Source organism: Paenibacillus assamensis DSM 18201 (assembly GCF_000422445.1).
GTDB lineage: Bacteria > Bacillota > Bacilli > Paenibacillales > Paenibacillaceae > Paenibacillus_B > Paenibacillus_B assamensis.
Genome location: NZ_KE383839.1, coordinates 316,918 through 336,693, shown reverse-complemented (window position 1 = coordinate 336,693; position 19,776 = coordinate 316,918). Strand labels below are relative to the sequence as shown.

16 protein-coding genes and 1 pseudogene are annotated in these 19,776 nt (G+C 41.0%); 2 read left to right on the top strand and 15 right to left on the bottom strand.

Annotated features, from left to right (window positions below; genetic code table 11):
* Nucleotides 1-67: 67 nt before the first annotated feature.
* From H580_RS0121590 to H580_RS0121570, 5 genes are all read right to left on the bottom strand, one after another.
* Nucleotides 68-1,171, bottom strand: a complete 1,104-nt coding sequence (locus H580_RS0121590; protein WP_028596631.1) for an ABC transporter permease — start codon at nt 1,169-1,171, stop codon at nt 68-70.
* Entirely contained in the window at nt 1,172-2,449 is a 1,278-nt protein-coding gene (locus tag H580_RS0121585; protein WP_028596630.1) for an ABC transporter permease, read from the bottom strand.
* Between the two features lie 14 nt (nt 2,450-2,463).
* Nucleotides 2,464-3,396: an ABC transporter ATP-binding protein gene (locus H580_RS0121580; RefSeq protein WP_028596629.1), complete on the bottom strand. Its 933-nt coding sequence runs from the start codon at nt 3,394-3,396 to the stop codon at nt 2,464-2,466.
* Between the two features lie 141 nt (nt 3,397-3,537).
* Nucleotides 3,538-4,173 (bottom strand): response regulator, encoded by a 636-nt coding sequence (locus H580_RS0121575; protein WP_028596628.1) that lies wholly within the window; start codon nt 4,171-4,173, stop codon nt 3,538-3,540.
* Nucleotides 4,170-5,315, bottom strand: coding sequence for a sensor histidine kinase (locus H580_RS0121570; protein WP_028596627.1), 1,146 nt, complete (start codon nt 5,313-5,315; stop codon nt 4,170-4,172). The genes H580_RS0121575 and H580_RS0121570 overlap by 4 nt, the downstream gene beginning before the upstream one ends.
* Nucleotides 5,316-5,587: 272 nt before the next feature.
* Between H580_RS0121570 and H580_RS0121565 the strand changes: the two genes are divergently transcribed.
* Complete coding sequence (locus tag H580_RS0121565; RefSeq protein WP_028596626.1) at nt 5,588-5,986, top strand: PPC domain-containing protein; 399 nt, start codon at nt 5,588-5,590, stop codon at nt 5,984-5,986.
* A 445-nt stretch (nt 5,987-6,431) separates the two neighbouring features.
* On the opposite strand, the gene H580_RS0121560 is transcribed toward H580_RS0121565, so the two are convergent.
* From H580_RS0121560 to H580_RS0121525, 8 genes and pseudogenes are all read right to left on the bottom strand, one after another.
* Entirely contained in the window at nt 6,432-7,727 is a 1,296-nt protein-coding gene (locus H580_RS0121560) for a response regulator transcription factor (protein ID WP_028596625.1), read from the bottom strand.
* Between the two features lie 52 nt (nt 7,728-7,779).
* Nucleotides 7,780-9,591 carry a cache domain-containing sensor histidine kinase gene (locus H580_RS25125; RefSeq protein ID WP_051217639.1) on the bottom strand — a complete coding sequence of 604 codons (1,812 nt, stop codon included), beginning with the start codon at nt 9,589-9,591 and terminating at the stop codon, nt 7,780-7,782.
* A complete protein-coding gene (locus H580_RS0121550) occupies nt 9,558-10,901 on the bottom strand; it encodes an extracellular solute-binding protein (protein ID WP_084509457.1) in 1,344 nt (447 codons plus the stop codon). Before H580_RS0121550 ends, H580_RS25125 begins: the two co-directional genes overlap by 34 nt.
* Before the next feature lie 313 nt (nt 10,902-11,214).
* Nucleotides 11,215-11,730, bottom strand: a pseudogene (locus H580_RS25120) (MFS transporter); the annotation flags it as partial.
* 130 nt (nt 11,731-11,860) lie between these two features.
* The gene (locus tag H580_RS0121540) at nt 11,861-12,859 is read right to left on the bottom strand and encodes an alpha/beta fold hydrolase (protein WP_084509455.1); all 999 of its coding nucleotides are present in this window, start codon (nt 12,857-12,859) and stop codon (nt 11,861-11,863) included.
* A gap of 163 nt (nt 12,860-13,022) precedes the next feature.
* Nucleotides 13,023-13,277 carry a glycine zipper domain-containing protein gene (locus H580_RS0121535; RefSeq protein ID WP_028596622.1) on the bottom strand — a complete coding sequence of 85 codons (255 nt, stop codon included), beginning with the start codon at nt 13,275-13,277 and terminating at the stop codon, nt 13,023-13,025.
* 135 nt (nt 13,278-13,412) lie between these two features.
* Nucleotides 13,413-14,597 carry a DUF418 domain-containing protein gene (locus H580_RS25115; RefSeq protein ID WP_051217637.1) on the bottom strand — a complete coding sequence of 395 codons (1,185 nt, stop codon included), beginning with the start codon at nt 14,595-14,597 and terminating at the stop codon, nt 13,413-13,415.
* A gap of 436 nt (nt 14,598-15,033) precedes the next feature.
* Nucleotides 15,034-16,263 (bottom strand): serine hydrolase domain-containing protein, encoded by a 1,230-nt coding sequence (locus H580_RS0121525; protein WP_051217636.1) that lies wholly within the window; start codon nt 16,261-16,263, stop codon nt 15,034-15,036.
* A 701-nt stretch (nt 16,264-16,964) separates the two neighbouring features.
* On the opposite strand from H580_RS0121525, the gene H580_RS0121515 reads away from it, so the two are divergent.
* On the top strand, nt 16,965-17,894 hold the full coding sequence (locus H580_RS0121515) for a hypothetical protein (protein WP_028596620.1): 930 nt from the start codon (nt 16,965-16,967) through the stop codon (nt 17,892-17,894).
* A gap of 410 nt (nt 17,895-18,304) precedes the next feature.
* On the opposite strand, the gene H580_RS0121510 is transcribed toward H580_RS0121515, so the two are convergent.
* Both H580_RS0121510 and H580_RS0121505 read right to left on the bottom strand, forming a co-directional pair.
* A complete protein-coding gene (locus H580_RS0121510) occupies nt 18,305-19,114 on the bottom strand; it encodes an MBL fold metallo-hydrolase (protein WP_028596619.1) in 810 nt (269 codons plus the stop codon).
* A 25-nt stretch (nt 19,115-19,139) separates the two neighbouring features.
* A complete protein-coding gene (locus H580_RS0121505; RefSeq protein ID WP_028596618.1) occupies nt 19,140-19,751 on the bottom strand; it encodes an ArsR/SmtB family transcription factor in 612 nt (203 codons plus the stop codon).
* Nucleotides 19,752-19,776 lie beyond the last annotated feature (25 nt).

Here is a 19,776-nt window from a genome sequence, read left to right as displayed (position 1 = left end):
CTTGCCGCCTTCTTAAGGAACCTACATAATAAAACCCCTATGTTTTTCATAGGGGTCGCACTATTTTCTAACCATTTCGCCGCTCTACTAGGTTGATTCCCACTCCGAAAAAAATAACCGTCATCAACAACAGCTTAGCGAGCGGCAAATAGATATCATCCCAGCCTTGCTGATACATAGAAACACCAATCAAAGCATCCATTGCATGTTTAATCGGAAATAGCTGGCCGATAAATAACAAAATCTCGCTTGTAATCGTGCCTGGCGGCATATAGACCCCACTCAACGGAGGCATAATCGGTACGACGGACGAGAAGAAAGCTCTAAATTGTTCTGGTGTCTTAAACATGCCCGTAAATAGCATACTCATTGCAACAATGCTTACGATATACAGCATACTTATGACAAATAACAACCCGAAGTTCACACCCAGATCATATCCGAGCAGGTACTTGAACAGAACGAATATGATTGTAATTTGAAAGATTCCAATAAGCGTACTGTATGTCAGATGACCGAAATACATTTCTGTCTTCGTTACAGGAGATAAAATAACTCGATTCCAAATACCTGATACTCTTTCTGCCGTTACCGCATTCACCTTAAATCCTACCGTGAACATGACGAGGAACAACGTGAATCCAAAGAGCATTTGCAGCCCCATATTATAGCTTTGTAGCTCCTCACCCGTGGGTTTGCTGGATTGCAACGTTAATGGCGGTTGTTCCAAGTACACCTTCATCGAGTCACGGAATTGCGCCGCATCATTCGTATGCTGTGCAACTGCATTTATTTTTAGTTGCTCCGTATAGATAACCTGCAGATGCTGCTGTACCCAATTGGCATTTCCACCCTCCATGACAGAAATAACACGATAGTCGTCTTTCAGCAACTTAACAGCCATATCTGAGCGGCCTTGTTTTACATCAGAAAGTGCTTTTTCCTCACTTCGCAGTGTGAAGTCAAAGGAACCTCCTTCATTTAATCGATCCAGCCACTGCTCTACTTCGACTGCGGTCAATCCTTCCCCTGGAAACGCATCTACCTTGATTTTCATGCCTGTACTGGAGCCGAACAGTAATGTCGCCACAATGGAAAGTATGCAAAAAATCAGTACTAAATAAGGAGAGCGTTTTTCCTTCATCCATTGTGCCAAAAATACAGGTACCATCTAGATTCGCCCCCTTTTCGGAAATATCCAGACGCTAAGTGCAACCGTCACAAATGTAAATACAGCTAAACCAAGTATCCCTTCTACTGCAACGGTCCACGACTGTACTTGAATCCACTGGACCACCGAAGATAGCCACAATCCATTCGGTGTCCACTCCCACAATTGCTGCATGCTGTCAGGCAGGATATATACGGGAACGAAATTTCCGCCTAGTATGCCTAGGGCGAGTATACATGCATTGCAAATCGCAGTTGCAATATCAGCATTTATCCGCAGCATGAGTGCTGTAAATAAACCAGACATAGCAGCAATAAAGAAGCATAGCATGAGCGTGAGTAGGATAAATCCAATCCAAAATTGTAGAGAGAAATCTGAAAATACATGTAGAGCAAATTGAGATACAGTGAAAACAAGCAATAGCTGCACCGTGGATAAAATAAAGGTAGAACTCATTTTTCCCGCCAAATAGGACAGTGGACGGCTGCCTGACAGCAATATTCGCTGAAAGACTTGTTCCCTCTTTTCCGTAATTGCTTTGCTTGCAATCGAAAGAGCTGCAAACAAAGTAAATATAAGCGTAATAGACAGAGTGAAATACTGTGAAGTGGTTATCGTATCTACTCCCTCAATTCGTTCCATACCTCCTACAACCGTAATGCTAGACTCTCCATGCATTCCGCCTTGCTTTACATGCTCAGCTCCAACATTTAGAATCGCGGCCCCGGTATTTAACTGACGTATAAAGTTCCCAATCATTCCTTGTAAAATTGTTACCTCCTTAGTAGAATCTTCGGCAACTAGACTAATCGCTGCACCCTTTCCTTCACCAAGAAGCGTTCTGTCTACTACATTTCGTGTAAAGCCTTCAGGCACCGTAACAATAGCATGAATCTCTTCTGCCTTTAACTTCAGCAATGCTTCCTCTTCATCCATCTCTGTAAATATTATCATTTCTGTCAGTTGTTCATCGGCTAACACATGGTTGAGCAGCTTAGTTGGATGAATGTCTTTCGCAATCATACCCAATCTAGCAACCTCATCTTTGCTCATTCCCTTCGTTGCTAGCGAATCTTCAAATTTCTTCAGTCCAGCCTCTACATTATCCTTTACAACATACCCGACCTTGACCTGTATCGATGAGGATGCATTCCCCATCCAATTAGGCAATAGAAAACCCATGGCAATTATCAAAATAAGTGGCAGGATAAGAGGAATCAGCACTTGTTTACGATCCCGGCAAAAGACGAGTATATCTTTCTTAAAAAAGGCTCTCATCTATATCCCCCTCTCTAATCGCGTAACGTACGCCCTGTCAAATGTAAAAATACATCTTCCAAGCTCGGTGTTTGTACATGCACATTGTTTACCTGCACACCATGACATTCAGCACACTGCACGATAGCACTTAGTACTCGGCTTTGTTTCGTTACAATCAACTTCAGTCCTTGCACAGTTTCTTCAACCTGACGCACAGATTCAATTGCTCGTATCGAAGCCAGCACCGCTTCATTGTATCCGTCCAATTGAAGTAGAATCGTGTCTTCACTGGACAAAATGCGACCCAGCTCTTCTTTCGTTCCAGAGGCGATGACTTTGCCATGATCCATAATGTACATGCGATTGCATAATTGTTCGACTTCCTCCATGTAATGACTGGTGTACAAGACCGTCGTACCTTTCTCTCGATTCAACAACTTAACGGTTTCTAAAATATGATTGCGGGATTGAGGATCAATGCCTACGGTCGGTTCATCCATAATGACAATTTGCGGATTGTGCAGCAGCGCAGCAGCGATGTTAATACGCCGTTTCATACCACCTGAATACGTCTTAATTAGTTCCTTCTGACGATCTCGGAGCCCTACGATTTCAAGCACCTCTTGAATTTTATGTTCTAGCGTTGTCTTGGACAGTCTATAAATTCGTCCGAAAAATACCAAATTCTCATACGCACTCAATTCCTCATAGAGGGCAATATCTTGCGGCACTACGCCAAGCACTTTACGAATTTCTTGCGGATTTTTAACAATACTTTTACCGTACAGCCTTACATCCCCTTGTGACGGAACTAGCAGAGAAGAAATCATAGATATGGTCGTTGACTTTCCTGCCCCGTTTGGACCTAGCAATCCCACTGACTCGCCACGCTCTAAATAAAGATTGACATTGTCTACTACCGTTTTTCCTTTGAAACTTTTACTTAGTTCCACCGTTTCTAACACATGATCTCCTCCTTCTCACATCTATAAATAGATGAAGGTATGCTGTGCTGCTAATGCTTCAAGTGTATAAGTAAAAAGACAGTGCTCCCACTGTCTCCCGTCATTACTTTTATAGTTAACCATGACCTCCGTCATGGTCGTTTAGACAACGTTATGCCGAATGGCGTAAATAGCTACCTGCGTTCGATCTCGCAGCTCCAACTTCTCCATAATCTGACTGACATGATTTTTTACCGTGCCGATCGACAATGCCAACTGCTCTGCAATCTCTTTATTGCTGCGACCCTCGCCAATAAGACGAAGAATCGTAAGTTCACGTGGTGTAATCGACGAATCAACCTTACACTGCTCGCGATCAAATTGAAGCAATCTTGGAATTACTTTGGCCGCGACATCATCCTGCAGCGCCAACCCTCCAGCCAAGCAGCTGCGAATCGAGCGAATCAATTCAGAAGGTTCCGCATCTTTGAGCATATAACCACTCGCACCGCTTTTGAGCGCTTCGAGCGCATATTCATCATCGTTAAATGTGGTTAGAATGAGTACTTTGCTGTTAGGCCAGCGCGAATGGATAATTTGTGTGGCTTCCAGCCCGTTCATTTCCGGCATGCGAATATCCATCACGATGATCTCGAATGAATGCGTTTCACATAATGCAATCGCTTCTCTGCCATTCGCTGCTTCACCGGTAACACGTAGTTCCTTATCGGTTTCAATCATCATCTTCAAGCCTTGCCTCACCATTGCTTGATCTTCTGCCAACAAAATTCGGATCATTCAATTCCACCTCTCTCTTTTAGGATAGGAATGACGCCACGTATAATGAATGAATCTGGATAAGCAATTACCTCCAATGTACCGCCCACTTCTTCCATTCGCTCCCGCATCGCTCTTAGGCCAAAACCTTCACGAACGACAACTTTATTTTTTAGGCGATTCATCACTTCGAACCGGAAAATGCCCCCGCCAGGAGCTTCAAAAGTTATCGTTGCTTCTCTTGTCTCGCTGTGCTTCATCAAATTCGTCAAGGCCTCCTGCACCGCTCTATACACAGCAAACGATTGCGCAGCATTTAAGGGAGCAGATAAAGCACCATGCTTTACGGTAAAATTGACCCTCATAAATTGCTCAGCTTCCAAGCGTCGAATCATATTGAGAATCGCTGTAACTCCCCCAGTCTCCTGCTGCTTCAACGATTTAACCGCGCTTCGCGTCTCCTCCAAACTCTCTTTGGCAAGCTCCTTGAGTTCTTTAACGCGTGGGATGAGTTGACTATCCGTATTCTGCAATCGAAATACTTCCAGCTGCATCAGCAATGCGGTCAGCTTATGTCCTACAGAATCATGAATATCTCTCGCGATTTGTGTGCGTTCTTCTTGTCGTGCCACTTCCTCATCCGTGGCAATGCGCCGTTTCATTCTACGATATTCACTTAACAGCGCATCATTGCGCTGTTCCAGCTCTTCTATTTTTGTTTTCACCATATGATATACGGCAAGTCCAGCTGCAAGCATACCCGCATACAGTACAGCAAACATTGTAGGATAAGCAGAATAGCTTATCCATCCGAGAACTAGTAAATTACCTGCTAAGACCATTCCAACGCTGCTCGCATAGAGAGGCGGCAATTGATAGATGGCCTTCCCTGCAAGCAAGGAATAAATTAATAGCAAGTAGAGTGCCTGCTCTCCAGACTGCCCCTTCCATAACCCCACTGTAGATAAAAGAGTGGCCGCAATTAACATCGCAGTTAATCCAAATGGATGCTTGCGCAGCAGCGCAGCTAAGAAGTAGCATGCAAAAAAGGCTGCAATTACAGCCAGCCTCCAAGGCATCATCGCCTCTTCAATCGGCATACTTAACCAAGCACACAGCCAAGTCGCCATAAGAAATAAGAGCCATATCCAATACGAGCGCATAGACTGCCTCCTCGTTAACCTTAATTTCCCTTAACTAGCTAAGTATAGGTCACGGATGATTATTTCGGCAATAAGAGTTGAAAAACACATAGATCACTTTTTCAATAGTGACACACAAATAGTAAATCATTAACGTATCCATATGTACAAAAAAGGTAAAGAAATTACCATCTAATGTCATAGTAGTCTACTATTTTGCAATACTATATTTCTATTAAGATAGAGCCAAGGAGAAATCCTTAACTAAACAAAATTTGAGGAGGACTTGATTAATGAAAAAAGTATTATTAAGTTTGTTCGGTGCGATGCTAATCGTGGGTAGTTCTGCTGGAGCGGCATTTGCTAGCGGAGACACTCCAGATAGAGCTAACAAGATAACTCTTAGCATCGAAACTGGCTATGTAAGTGGAACTGACGTTGATTATTGGTACTTCATTCCAGACAGAAGCGGATCATATCGTATTCAGTTAACAGGGTTAGAACAAGATGCTGACTTGTACCTCTATGATAAGTTCGGAAATGATTTATGGGAATTAGGCAAGTCAGAAAAATCTGGTATTAAAAATGAGGAGATTATATATAACTTAGATCAGGGCACAAAATACTATATTAAAGTAGAGTCTCATAACGGCGTAAGAACACCATACACATTGGACATTGATCGCAATTAGTTATAAACATTTAAACTAGTAAAGGAACTTCCATTTATGGGAGTTCCTTTACTAGTTTTCATAAAAGTAATACCCTCTTCATTACTAGAAAAAGTTATCTAAAATAAAACTTATTTGGACATCTAATGGCTTATTACGCCCGGACATAATATGTGCCAGTAGTAGCGCGAGTATAAACTATGTGAGCTTGCACGCTCGCATTAGCGTCAAAAAAAGAAATTGGACGCAAATAAGAGTTTCTGTGTCCGCTAATTCGAACTATGTCCGTAAAATACTTAAACATAATGCAAAGTACTCCAAGACAATATGAAAAAGCCGCAGCAATCCTAAAAATGTTACAAATATTCCATTTAACCAAAAGAGGGAGAAAGATAGACACTTTAAAAAGGTATCCATCTTTTCCACTCTCACCTGTGGAGTTAATGTAAGTAACATCTCACCGCTACTAACGTGCACCCAACTCGGCGTAATCGCTGTGCCCTGACTTTTGCTTCACGTTACCTGGAGTTACACCCCAATGTTTGCGGAACACTTTGGTGAAGTAACTAACATCGCGGTAACCGACACGGTAAGCAGCGTCATACACTTTAGCGCCTTCTAGCAAGATGTGCTTCGCCCTCTCCATTTTGCGCTCAATGACATAGGTCGAGAACGAGGTACCCATTTCCTGCTTAAACAATCTGCTCAAGTAAGAAGCGTTAACAAACAATCGCTCTGCCACCCCGTGCAGCGTCACTTCCTGCTCCATCTCTTCATTTACAATTCGGACGATGCTTTGCACCGTCTTATTTCGAACCCCTTGTCCCGCGCAATATGCCCTTTGGTACGGTATGGCTATGCCGCTGCCATAAATATGGCGCTGCTTCAAAGCGATTCGTGCTTCATAATATTGTGTACAAATCGCTTCAACCGTACCAACACTTCCGCAAATACCCGCACTTGCCGGCAACTGCAAACATATTCGTATGTGACCTAACACTTTTTCCAATAAAGCATGAATTTGAATGAGCCCTTCTACAGCATCATTTTGTAGCTCAAATATAATGTCAACCGTGCCATTCTGCTCCGCATAAACCCAACATGGATGCCCGGCCAGCCAAGTTTGTATCATCGAGGAAAGAACGAACATTTGCTGTGAACGAGAGCCAACATTACTATGTTCCGCAAATTGATCGTCCACTTCAATCGTAGCAACCGCATAATAACAATCCGTCATCAACCCAAGCTGCAGGTCATTATTTAACATTCCTAATTGTTCACGGTCATACTTTCCCTTTAAAATGTCGCCAATCGCACGATCTCTCACACTAGGTAAGTAATATTCCCATTTTTCACGAAGCAACAACTGCTCACGCTGCTGCGCCCACGTCTCTTTTAATTGATTAGCGACATGTGACACGTAGTCTATTATTTGCTCTGTACCTGCCGGCTTAAGCAAGTACAAACTAACCCCAAATTCCATCGCTTTTTGCACAGATTGAAAATCATCATGCCCGCTCAGCACGATCATTTTTATATGCTCATGATGCTTACACACATGTTTTGCAACAACCAATCCACTTAAATCGGGCATCTCAATATCGAGCAGCACGATATCTGGTTGTCTTCGTTCGATGAATTGCAGCGCTTGTTCGCCCGTTTCTGCTGCACCCACAATTTGAATGCCATGTTCTTCCCACGGAATATAATAAACTAAACTGTTACGAAGTCGCTCTTCATCTTCTACGATAAGCAAGTTCATATATGCGCCCCCAATTTCTACATTTAACGCAAATCATATAAATAGAACCCGGTTATTTGTAATGAGCAGCAGCCCAACATTGCTCAAGCGGAAGTTCAACCGTAATGGATGTACCTTGATTCTCTTCACTATGGACGTTCATCGTCGCATCATTACCGTAAACCATTTTAACCCGTGACATCACGTTTCTTAATCCATAAAATTGCCCATCGTCCACTTGCTTCATGCTTGTAGTACATGTTGGTGTTTGTACTTTATACAGCACATCTTGAACCATCGCTAGTTTATTTGGGGCTATCCCATTGCCGTTATCCTCTACCCGCAATATAAGACGGTCTTCTGTTGTGCGACTTGAAATTGTTAACTTGCCATCTGAAATGTTGGAGTTTAAGCCATGTAGGATTGCATTTTCGACTAGAGGTTGCAGCAGCAGTTTTAATAGAGGAATGAATTTACTATCATCCGAAATATCGTACTTCACTTCAAATTTGTCCAAAAATCGGATTTGCTGTACACGAACGTAATAATTCAACTGTGTAATCGTCTCTTCGACCGTGCAAGTACTCGCACCTTTATGTAAACTAGCACGATAAAAAGCCGCCAAGTTAAGTACCATGTCCCCAATTTCGTCTGCATCGTAATGTTTAGCCATCCAATAGATCGAATCGAGTGTGTTGTACATAAAATGAGGATTAATCTGAGATTGTAAAAATTTGAGCTCGGCCTGCGTAAGCTGCAATTGCTGCTCATAATGACCTTCAATAAGTTCCTTCTGATGCGCAGCCATTTGGTTATAAGCTGCCATAAGAAAACCAAACTCGTCTTCTCGATCATTCTCGAGACGTACGTCGTAATTGCCACGCATCATGTTACGCATAGCGTGCGTTAATTTGTCTAACGGTGCAACAATACGTGTATATACTCCCCAAGCAATCAAGATTGCCAATATAACGCTAACGATATTAATGAGAACTGTGAAATCGTTAATAGATTCGGTTTGAGCTAACGATTGCTTCGTTGGATCATGATATACGATGCGCCAATGATAATCATCGGTATATTTCACCTTAACGCATCCTTCATTACAATCACCTGAAGGCGCTTCGCGTCCAACACTTGTAATAGGGGTACCCTGCTTGGAATACAAATCAATTCGCACAGATTCATGTCGTTGAAGCGGCCTCAATTTCTCATTTAACACACTCTTTTTTATAGTCGCAAACAAATACCGCTCCGCGTTTTTTCCAACGTCATCGTCCATTTTTCGAATGAATGAAACGCCCTCTACATCAGATACACGTGCTGGCGAGCCGTATAGCAAACTTTCTGAGTTATTTTTAATTACAGGACCGTGATCAAGTAAATTGGAAATAACATCGGCTTTTCGCTGTATCGTGGATCTACTTTCTCGCCGTGCCCCAATTTTAGTTGAAAAAATCGTTTCTAATTCAACATCAATGATGGTTATGTGCGAAAAAATAGCATACGGAGACAATTTTGTTTCTAAATAATCGAGCAGTTCGCTCACATCAACGGGGGATAGTGATGCTTGGAATTTCATCATTTCAAGCTTTGCAATCGTGTTTTCATCTCTTGCAAAATCGTATGTCAAACTTTCTATCGATTTCACCATATCGTCAATAGACATACCTAGCATATCAAGCTGGATGTTAGTTGTTGCATCTGTTTCATCGTTTATAATTTGCTGCGTGCGAAAATTAGCATATAAACTCACAACGATTAACGGTACGATTACGACTAGAAAATAAACGGTTAGGCGCAATTGCGTTCGTTTCAAATATTGCTGTCTCGCCTTGCACCATAATCGCGCTACTTTTTGTTTGCACGATTTGATGCATGCCATTCGTTCACTTCCTTCGTAATTTGGTCACCACCGAGTGCTTTCCACTCATTAACGTAACGGTCAAACTCATCCATTGAAGCTTGTCCACTAATCATTTCATCGAATATAGCTTTTAGCTGCTCAAGCTGTTTATGTTGGGACTTCATCGTCGATGTCTGATAGGATGTAAATGCACTTTCAACAGCGAAACGTTCCGCCTTACGTAAATTTTCAACTTTCACCTTGTCATGCTTAAATTTTGCTTCGTATGCTTCTCGATTTTGTACGTTAGCAAGAACCGCATATATGCCGCGATATTCTGATGCTTTATCTTCATTTACATCGTAAACAATTTCTTCGCCCTGCCGATGCCACACTTGATGCTCGAAACCCATATCTAAGGTTTCTCTGCCTTCTTCAGCGATAAAGTTTAACAATTTTATAACTTCGGCTTTATTGGCACTATTTTTAGGAACAAGTTGATATCCTCTGACTAAAGGGAGCGCCCTCGTGCTCCGTTCACCATTCCTTCCAATCGGAGCATCAATGGCTATCCATTCCGCTTCAATTCCCTTTTCACGTTGAAGGTTTTGAATGAAACTTCGATTATACCATGAGCTAGAAAACATACCGACGTTATTATCAACGATCGTATGATGCAGCCAGGCTGTTTTTGTTGTAAAAAACGAGGTAAACGGCTTCACCAATTTCTCTTTATTTAATCCTGCAAGAAAGGATACAGCTTCTTTCATTCCCGGCAAAATATTCGCATAGGCCAGTTGACCATCAATTTTTATCCAGTGATCAAATTGAACACCAAACGCACCTAGTAACGGACTCGTATAATTTAAATGCGGCATCCACGTTATACCGTATGTATCCTCTTTCCCGTTGCGATCAGGGTCTTGTCTCGTAAAAGCACGAATGACATGTTCAATCTCATCTATTGTTGTGGGGATGTCTAAATTGAGGTTGTCAAGCCAATCTTTTCTTACATAAATCACTTCGTCACCACTTACATCATACAAGGTTGGGATCGCATAAATGTGACCATTAACACGAACGTTATTCCATGCCTCTTCTGGAATATACTTTTGCAGATCAGCTCCATACGACGCAATAAGCTCATCTAGTGGCGCAAGCTCTCCACGTTCTACTAGGTCATAAAAAGTTTTAGAGACATATGTAGTAAGCATATCAGGGGGAGTTGCATTGGATAATTCCACTTTGAGGGTGTCTTCATACGGAGTTACAGACGGCATTTTAACCCGAATGTCGATGTTGGTGTTGTCCTCGATATAGTGTAAGTATGGATTGTTATTTTCGTCCATTCCTTCAGGAAAAGTAAAGTTTAGACTATTTATCACGATTGATACAGATTGATGATTTGATTTCACTTCTTGTGGGGTTAACGGGTTGGTATTTCGAAGATCAAACAATAGTTTTGCAAACCAGGTTGCACTTGCAATCACGATAATAATCGCAAATAAAACGAGAAGTTTGTTTATATGCTTCTTTTTGATATGAAAAGCACCTCCTAGTAATAGTAAGTAAATCCATATGATTCAATCCATTATTACTATATCATTATAATAAATATACTTCAAAGAAAAATGTGGAAAATATAGTATTGAATATAGAAGGAGTTACTGACATAAGTCCAGTTGCAATCAACGGTGCCACCGTAGAACTGAGTCCATAGAAACCGTGCGATAAATTCATCATCATGCCTGTATTTTTTACGAAAATGCGTGCACCCAGTATCGCCAGCGCAATCTCCAGCATTCCGTTTCCAATATACATTATGAAATATGATGAAGCGAACAACGGATAACTATGTGAAAAATAAATACAGACTCCCGATAGAAGCATCGCGCCAAAGGCTGCAATGCTTACGATTTTAATACCCCATATTCGCGTTAAAAATGCTGTAAATGAGCAAGCCAACAAGTAACCTAGCGCATTAAGTGACAATAACGTACCTAACTGTGCTTCATTAAGCATGAAGTCGAATTGAATACGTGGTATTGCTGGTCCTTTAATATTTTCTGAAATGCCAAATATAATGAAGCCTAGAAAGATCGGTGCCAACTGCATAGCATAAATCTTCTTATGCTTCTTCAAATGCTGCTCCACTCCAAAAATCCCCCAAATTCTCATGATCTCTATTTAGTTATATAGGCATGTCTAAAAAATAGTAATCTCTATATGTAATAATTTCAATATAATTTCCTGTCTTCCTAGAGAAAAAACCTCCTATTCCAGTCATCGGAAAGGAGGCCTACATGGTTTAATGACGCTCGATCAAGTCTATGAAGCGATTAATCTGCTCAGACATTTCTTTATATTGCGTCCAGTGCAAATAATGATGCCCTTCTAGCGGGATCAGTTTGCTTGTTTTCACATGACTTAGTTGTGATTCATAAAAGGTCAGATTTGTTTTCCCGTCCACGCTTACCTTGTCTTTTCTCTCTCTCGCGAAGAGCAAGACAGGAAGATCTGTGGAAAATGACATGTCTATTGTTTTTTGAATGTTATTCTCCATTTCATTTGTTTCATGAACAACATTTTTATTAAGACCTTTCCACGCAGAAAGGAGTGTCATCATCTTAAGATTGTCATCCGTATAGGTTCCTTTATCTGCTGCAGGTAGGAACTGATCAGGAGAAGAATAAGAAAGCAATCTTGTAACTCCAGTTGGTGCAAGCATGCTCATAAAAGTAGGCATTGAAGGAGCACCTTCATTAAAATACGCTAGTGCTTGTGGCAAAGTGATATCATTTCCGATAATAGCTTCCACTTCATCAGGATACTGATTCGCGTAGTACATGCTGTATATGCCAGATACGGAATGAGGCATTAATATATAGGGCCCTGTGACATTAGCTTGCTTCAATGCTGTTCTTACTTCCTCAACAATATTTTCCACGCTTCGTTCCTTATTCGTTTGATCACTCCAGCCGTAACCGAAAGGCTCCACTACAACAACTCGATGGCTCTTTGCCAGCTCATTGATTAAAGGCTCAAAGTCCAATACAGGTGCTGATGTGCCTAGACCCGGCAGCAATAGTATCGTGTGTTCACCTTCCCCTCGTGTATATACGTGCATGTTCTTGTTGTCCACCTCAACGAGGTGCCCAGGGGCTGGATATTTACTCTTCTCATAGACTGTAATCGCATGATGAAAACCGACCCAGGTTAACAGTAATGTAGCGATTGCGAGCAACGTATTTCTTGTGATAGTCCAGACTTTTCGTTTCTTCTTTCTTGTTTGAACGATATGTTCCATCCCTCTTTCTCACCTCTCTTCATTTATCATAATCATCAAAGGTTAAAAGAAAGGCGGGAACTAATTTAAATTCCGTTTAAAAAAGACGTATTTGAAAGCGACCGCGACTCTTGTCACCTCTCAAATACGTCTTATTCTTCCTAGATGTGAATGCTAGCGGAGATTACCCTTCATCATCCACTACTGCTTCTTCCATACTTTCGCCAGCCATATTACCGATAGCTGCACCTGCAATACCGCCTACAACCGTACCTATAGGACCTAACACAGAACCTACTGCAGCACCTACCGCTCCACCACCGACAGTTCCTGCCACTTCTCCCGCATTCATATCTGTTGTGTCCGCTGATTCACGTTCAGAAACATGATTATGATTGTGGTGATTATGGTTTTGATTATGCTCGTGTTTCTTAGACATTTCATTCGCCCTCCATTGAGATTATTTTAGAAAATACGATGCTCTTTTTCAGCAGCGCATTTCCACTGCATAGGTTGCCCGCTTCGATCTCAATGGATTCATCATAACGTATCAAATACGTTAGTCTTGCTTGCTTTAATACGATTTGCGATATATAAGTTTGCGAAGAAGCACTTCAGCAGGTCCTTGCTGCCCTTTCCTTTCTAGGAAGACAGATATAAACACGAGTATTAACCAAGTTAGAATAGCCATGAAAAAGATTTGGAAGCTGTGAAACTGTTTACCCAGTCCAAGTCCCCAGCTCGACAATAGCAAAGCAAGAATGAGCGAGTGGAGCAAATAACTCGTAAGTGATCGTTTACCCGTTGCGACTAATGCTTGAACGATCTTTCCACGGCTGCCTGCTGCACTAATCTTAGCGCTAATCAACCCGAATAACGCGATATATCCGATTCCCCCGAATATGCCACTAATGGAGTGTAAGGTAATGAGATACGAAGATTTTTGCCAGAAGCCAAACACAGTAAGCGCTAGCGGAAGTGCTCCTAGAAAGGAAACAGTTATGCCTAGTACACTTATTTTCTTTAGCAGAGTGCGGTGCTGATGAGGATTTTCCAGCAATCGTTGGCTGCCTGCCCAAAATCCTAACAAAACGGGAATAATAAGTGGCATAGCAATCAACGAATACACAATCCAGAACGGATATTCAAATAAACGCTTCTCGATAGCTCCTCCATAGGAAGTTGCTATTGTAGAATAATCCAACATTGGTGTTCCATTTCCTCCTGATAACAACCAAGCTTGTATAAGTAAAAGACTGACCATAATGAGGCTTAACCAGCCGATAACACGAAGCAGCTTTCTTTTCGGGGAAAAAAGTAATGATCCGAATAATAATCCAACTAGCCCATATACGGTAAGAATATCAAATGAAAATACGATCAAAGCATGTACAGCGCCAAATAGGATTAAGTATAAGCAACGACGGCGTATTAGTTTGCGCGTTGTTTGCTGCGAAGTACCTGCAGCTAGCTGCCGAGTCACAATCATGGCCAGACCATATCCAAATAGCACCGCAAACATCGGATATGATCGAAGATCGACGATCATAATCGTTGCAAATTGGATGATATTATCTAATAAGTCTCCCCCTGATGGATGATTCAAGGTCCTGAATTGCGCACTGTTAGAAATGTACAACGGTACATGGGCAATACAAATGAGTAACAGCATCAACCCTCTCGCTAAATCAGGTGCGACCGAACGTTCATGCTGTGCGACCGCTCCTCGTGCAGCTTTCTTTAACCCTTCTTGACTCATAGTAGGTCCACTCCATTTCAACAAGCTGAACATGTAAATTGAAGTTATAGCAAGCATGACTGACAATGACCTGCAGAGTTACTTGCTATGATTACAGAGGGAATGCTCGAAGAAAATAATAAATATTATTTTATGCTGGTACTTCGCCATCATTAGTGGTCTGATGCGCAAATTCAGGAACGCGATGGTCACGGTCTCCCTGATGCTACATGGCTTATGCGTGTTTTATTGAAATAAGTACTACTACTTCTTTCCTATTGAAAAAACCGGGATAATCGCGGTCTATGCATACAGAAACGTTATTCAGGCACACCTATACGTTGTTATACGTAGTAGTTGTGCCTTTTATTACTTTACTTTTCCGGCTACATTCCAATAACTCTTCAACGTGTCAAGCAAAATGAACCCCTTGCAATGATTTAAACGAATACGAAACTCAATCGCTAGGTTTAAACTCAGCGTCATAAACGTTCACAATTAACTCTGTAATGGCGTTCTCCAAATCTTTTCCGTGATAGTTCATGCTCATCGTAGCTGCATGCTTACCATCAAGTGTCGCGAATGTAAATGTTTTAAATCCATGAACTCCACCCGTATGTCCCCATAGTTGAACGCCATTTGGCAACGTTACTTGCAGAAGACCTAAGCCGTATTTAGACTGATCTTGAAATTCTACAGTATCTAACAGCTGTTTCATTTGTTCAGGCTTCAGCAGCTTGCCGGTGAGTAGTGCCGATATGAAACGATTCAAGTCATCCGCAGTGGAAATCATTCCACCCGATGCATGGGCCGAAGTTGTATTCAGCTCCGTAAAGTCTTGAAGCGGTCCGCCTGACTTAAACTGATAGTAACCTCTTGCATGCGGCTCAGGCAAATTCGTAGAATTCCCTGGTATAAACGTGTTGTTCAACTTCAACGGCTTAATAATACGTTCTTCGATTTGCTTTGCGTATGTATCCCCCGTTACTTTCTCGATAATCATCGCAGCAAGTACATAATTCGTGTTGGAATAGGAAGCCTGAGTACCTGGCGTAAATAAAGGCGTTTGCCGTAATCCTTCTTGTACAAGTTCCTCAGACGTGTAACTTTTAAAGCGGTTTTCGTACACCTTTTTCATAAAATGTTCGTCCGTATAACTAGCAATTCCGCTCGTATGATTAAGCAATTGTCTTATCGTAATTTGCTGCCCATCATATCCATTTCCTTGGACAATTCCCGGCAGCCATTTATCAACGGTATCATTCAAGCTCACCTTTCCTTCACTGACGAGCTGCAGCATCGTGACAGAGACAAACGTTTTCGTTACACTGCCAATCCGGAAATGAAAATTAGATTGCATGCTCCGATCTGCATAAATGCTCGCTTTTCCAGCCGTATAGTGCTGCACGACCCCATCTTTTCGAGTCTGTAACAACATTCCAGGGATTCCTTTAGCAACACCCTCTTCCATCGCTTTAACAATGACGTGATTCCTGATACTTGCTTGATGTGTGCCCTGCTCCAACTTCTTACTTACTGCGTTACTCGCAGTTACTTCACTGGACTTTTCACGCGAATTTTTACCTGTTCCTGCTGTCGCCTGTATCATTCCGTCCGTAGTTGAAATCAACAATGTGCTCGTCATTAAGAGCGTCACAGTAAGCATTATTCTTGTACGAATAGGCATATCTTGCTTTCCTCCTGATAATAGATGTTTATAAATGTAAGGTCGATAATAGGACGCAGGCGCACAGGAACAGACCTTCAACTATTTGGACGATTTTTCTTTGGGTGATTTTGCAAATTCGGACTCGAAAATTTTATCGCTTAGTTCATAGACAGTATTCATTTTTTTCATATCATTAGAAAGTAAATTTAGGCTGAAATTAATAACATGCTTGCCGCCCATTGTCCCACCTGTGAAAGTAAAATATCCATGTATTGTCCCCCCGTGCCCCCAAATCTTGCTCCCGTCATTTTCATAAGGATCATTTGGAATTCTAGCGTATACCGCGAGGTCACGTACTCCAACGATGAATTTATTATCTTTAAGGGAAACACTCGAATCTGTAATAGGGAATTCTTTGAAGAGAGGTGTAAGCCATTTTGAATACTCAAAAGTGCTTCTTCATTGTTACTCGCATTATAAAACTGCACTCTGTTCTTTAATGTAAACGATTTCAATCACTGTTTTTCCATTACATAACAAAGTATTTAGAAGAAAACAATCTATCTTTACCATCGATTAAGTTGTTTCATGAAGTTATAGCTGCCGTTTCCCTCTTCAGAGCTATTTTCAAAAATCAAGAAAAAAAGGAAACGATCGTTACATCATGTTTGTTACATGATATAGTTAACCTAAAATGATTTTTGAACGGAGGTGGATAAATGTTCGGAAGGAAAAACTCAATAATGCGAGAATTGGCACAGAAAATGTATGATGACTATATCGAGAAACGGCAAGACCACACTAAGCTAAGAGATTCTTATAAAATAGGAGAGCATCTAATTGAGGACCTAGCGGAACATCTTGATATAGAAAAAAGGATTAGTCTCTATTACATGATGGCAGTTCACGCATACAATCTAATGCACTATAAATCTTCGATTGACTACGCAAGTTATATTACCCGTGTGGATGATTCTAATAGCCCATACAAAGCTGGTGCATTATATGTCCTTTTTAGTACGTTCTATCAAATCAATGACTATCAGCAATGTAAAAAATATTTAGATTTATGTCTAGAAACAGGATATGATTTTGCTCATAAAGATGCTAAAATAATATCACTTTTACTTACCATTAGAGAAAACAATTCTGAGGCAATTCAATGTCTTTACACTCACATAAAAAATGAAGAAAACCACAACGATAGCTTAGTATTTATTATTAATGAATTATTACAGCATTCTATGCATACTAATAACTACAACTTATCTAAGGAGTTATGTGAACTCGAAACTCTTGTTGATAAATTGGTGAAAACAGCCCCTATTGAATTTCAAACACCTTTACTATTTGCTACTCTCGCTCACTTTCATAACCTCAAGGCTGAGTTTCTACTTACAGCTTCATCACCAAATTACGAAAAGGTTCTACGTAATTACGTTAGTAGCTTTTTTAACTACTATAACCACTCTCATATTAGCAAAGCATTTGACATCTTGAAGAAAATAAACAATGACATTTTGAATAACCAGCCAGAAGTAAGCAACAACAGTGTTAGAATAATGATACAGTCTTTAATGGATCACTTACAAAGATATGATCAGAAAGTTGGTGAACATGACAATGAAGAAATTTATATCAAAAATTAAATGGATAGCGCTCTCGTCATTTGTCACTGCTTCATATTTTATAACAATCATTCCTTATATTAATCCACCATGGAAATTATAAAAGGAATAATTTACATTCATCTCGAATCTCTCCTCATTGTTAGTTAGGTTTAATCTGTACCGGCTCGTATTCCTGTACTAGCATATGAATTAGTATAAAGAGCGGTGTCATTGTTCACAGTGAGCAGGTGTCATTTGTAAATGTGACTATGAAGATGTCTAGAGGCATAAGCTATCAGGTGTCAGTATGACGAAACGTCATATGACATGCAAAAGAGTGGATAGTATAGAAATATTGATGAGATGACAACAGTAAGCCCCATGCACGAGTGCACGGGGCTTACAATACATATATATTTGAATTTCATTTATACCAGCAAACTTGCAGCTTAAAACCTCACCGAGAACCCATCGAACTGATGAACACCGGTACCGAATCGAACCAGTTCTTTTTCTCGTAGCTCTCCCACCGCTGCTTGCACCGATTCGAGCAATTCAGGTTCCAAACCAATCCGGTTATGAGCACCAAATATTTTATGAATGCCATCAATCTTCGTTGCAATTCTCTCTAGCGAGCTTACGAGATCCTCTGGATTTGTTGTTGGAAAAAAGGCATAGACAGGTGTCTCATCATACAACAAATCTCCAGTAAATAAATATCCGCGACTTTTATCAAAAATAGAAATATGACCTGGAGAATGGCCGGGTGTATGATATATTTTCAACGATCGCTCCCCTAATTCGATAATGTCCCCGTCACAGAGCAGCCCTGTCGGCTTACCTTGAAAAGGTGTGTACGTTTCCGGATCAAAAGATGCTGGAACTGGTCTTGTAATATCACGTGATATATCTTTGCGGATTTGCTCAATCGACAATTTTTTAATGCCACTCACTAACCAATCCTCTTCTGACTCATGTACATAAATCTCTTCATATTGCCCATGACTACCGATATGGTCGGCGTGAACATGTGTCGTCAGTACGATAATAGGTAGATCCGTTAACTGATCAGTCATCCGCTTCATGTTATCGATCCCAAGCCCGGTATCAATAAGAGCCGCACGTTCCTTTCCAATAAGTAAGAACGAATGGACTTTTTCCCAATGTCCGTATTCACTAATTGCGAATGTCGTCTCATCCAGCTTCGAAACGGTAAACCACGCATCATCAATCACGATAGGGTATTGAGCCTGTTGCATAGGTATTCCCTCCACGGCAATGTAATTATTGAATGTTGATGTTTCCGTTGTTATCCTGAAACGCGACTAAAGACATATAGTAGCTCTTCTCTTCCTCTGACTGTATATCGATGCTGGATTCATCCGGATGCATGGTAAAATGCTTGTCCATCAACTGCTTAAACTCCTCCAGAAAAGCATGAAAGCTCTCTTCACGAGCATGAAATCGATAAGTAGAGGCGATATTTTTTCTCCGATTTACATTTGTGCTATCTAGTGCAAACGAAGCAGCAGGTGCATGTTCTATCTTCGAACGTGTAACCTCTAAAGTCTCCATAAACACCTGTCTTGAAGTTTCTATTAAGTCTAAACTTGGAAGCAAATGATCTTCTGGAATAAATCGTCCTGCAACGGCGCGATAATATTTTTGCATGATTCCATTTTTCTCTTCTTTGCGAACGACATGGATAATGCCGTGCTTCTCTAGCTCCTTGAGATGAAAGTAAATATTATTTCTTGTAATGCTCAATAGTTCTGCTAACTGCTGACCCGTATAAGCGTCTTTGACGAGATTCATTAGTATTTTAGTTCGAAGTGGGTCTGCAATAGCTTTAAGCTGCTCATGCGTTTTGATTTTGTACACACCAGTAATACTCAAACGCGTTACACCTCCGTATATTTTA

Coding starts and splice junctions, on each gene's coding strand:
- H580_RS0121590 (WP_028596631.1), bottom strand. CDS start 1,171: ATGGTACCTGTATTTTTGGCACAATGGATGAAGGAAAAACGCTCTCCT.
- H580_RS0121585 (WP_028596630.1), bottom strand. CDS start 2,449: ATGAGAGCCTTTTTTAAGAAAGATATACTCGTCTTTTGCCGGGATCGT.
- H580_RS0121575 (WP_028596628.1), bottom strand. CDS start 4,173: ATGATCCGAATTTTGTTGGCAGAAGATCAAGCAATGGTGAGGCAAGGC.
- H580_RS0121570 (WP_028596627.1), bottom strand. CDS start 5,315: ATGCGCTCGTATTGGATATGGCTCTTATTTCTTATGGCGACTTGGCTG.
- H580_RS0121565 (WP_028596626.1), top strand. CDS start 5,588: ATGAAAAAAGTATTATTAAGTTTGTTCGGTGCGATGCTAATCGTGGGT.
- H580_RS0121560 (WP_028596625.1), bottom strand. CDS start 7,727: ATGAACTTGCTTATCGTAGAAGATGAAGAGCGACTTCGTAACAGTTTA.
- H580_RS25125 (WP_051217639.1), bottom strand. CDS start 9,591: ATGGCATGCATCAAATCGTGCAAACAAAAAGTAGCGCGATTATGGTGC.
- H580_RS0121550 (WP_084509457.1), bottom strand. CDS start 10,901: ATGGACGAAAATAACAATCCATACTTACACTATATCGAGGACAACACC.
- H580_RS0121540 (WP_084509455.1), bottom strand. CDS start 12,859: ATGGAACATATCGTTCAAACAAGAAAGAAGAAACGAAAAGTCTGGACT.
- H580_RS0121535 (WP_028596622.1), bottom strand. CDS start 13,277: ATGTCTAAGAAACACGAGCATAATCAAAACCATAATCACCACAATCAT.
- H580_RS25115 (WP_051217637.1), bottom strand. CDS start 14,597: ATGAGTCAAGAAGGGTTAAAGAAAGCTGCACGAGGAGCGGTCGCACAG.
- H580_RS0121525 (WP_051217636.1), bottom strand. CDS start 16,263: ATGCCTATTCGTACAAGAATAATGCTTACTGTGACGCTCTTAATGACG.
- H580_RS0121515 (WP_028596620.1), top strand. CDS start 16,965: ATGTTCGGAAGGAAAAACTCAATAATGCGAGAATTGGCACAGAAAATG.
- H580_RS0121510 (WP_028596619.1), bottom strand. CDS start 19,114: ATGCAACAGGCTCAATACCCTATCGTGATTGATGATGCGTGGTTTACC.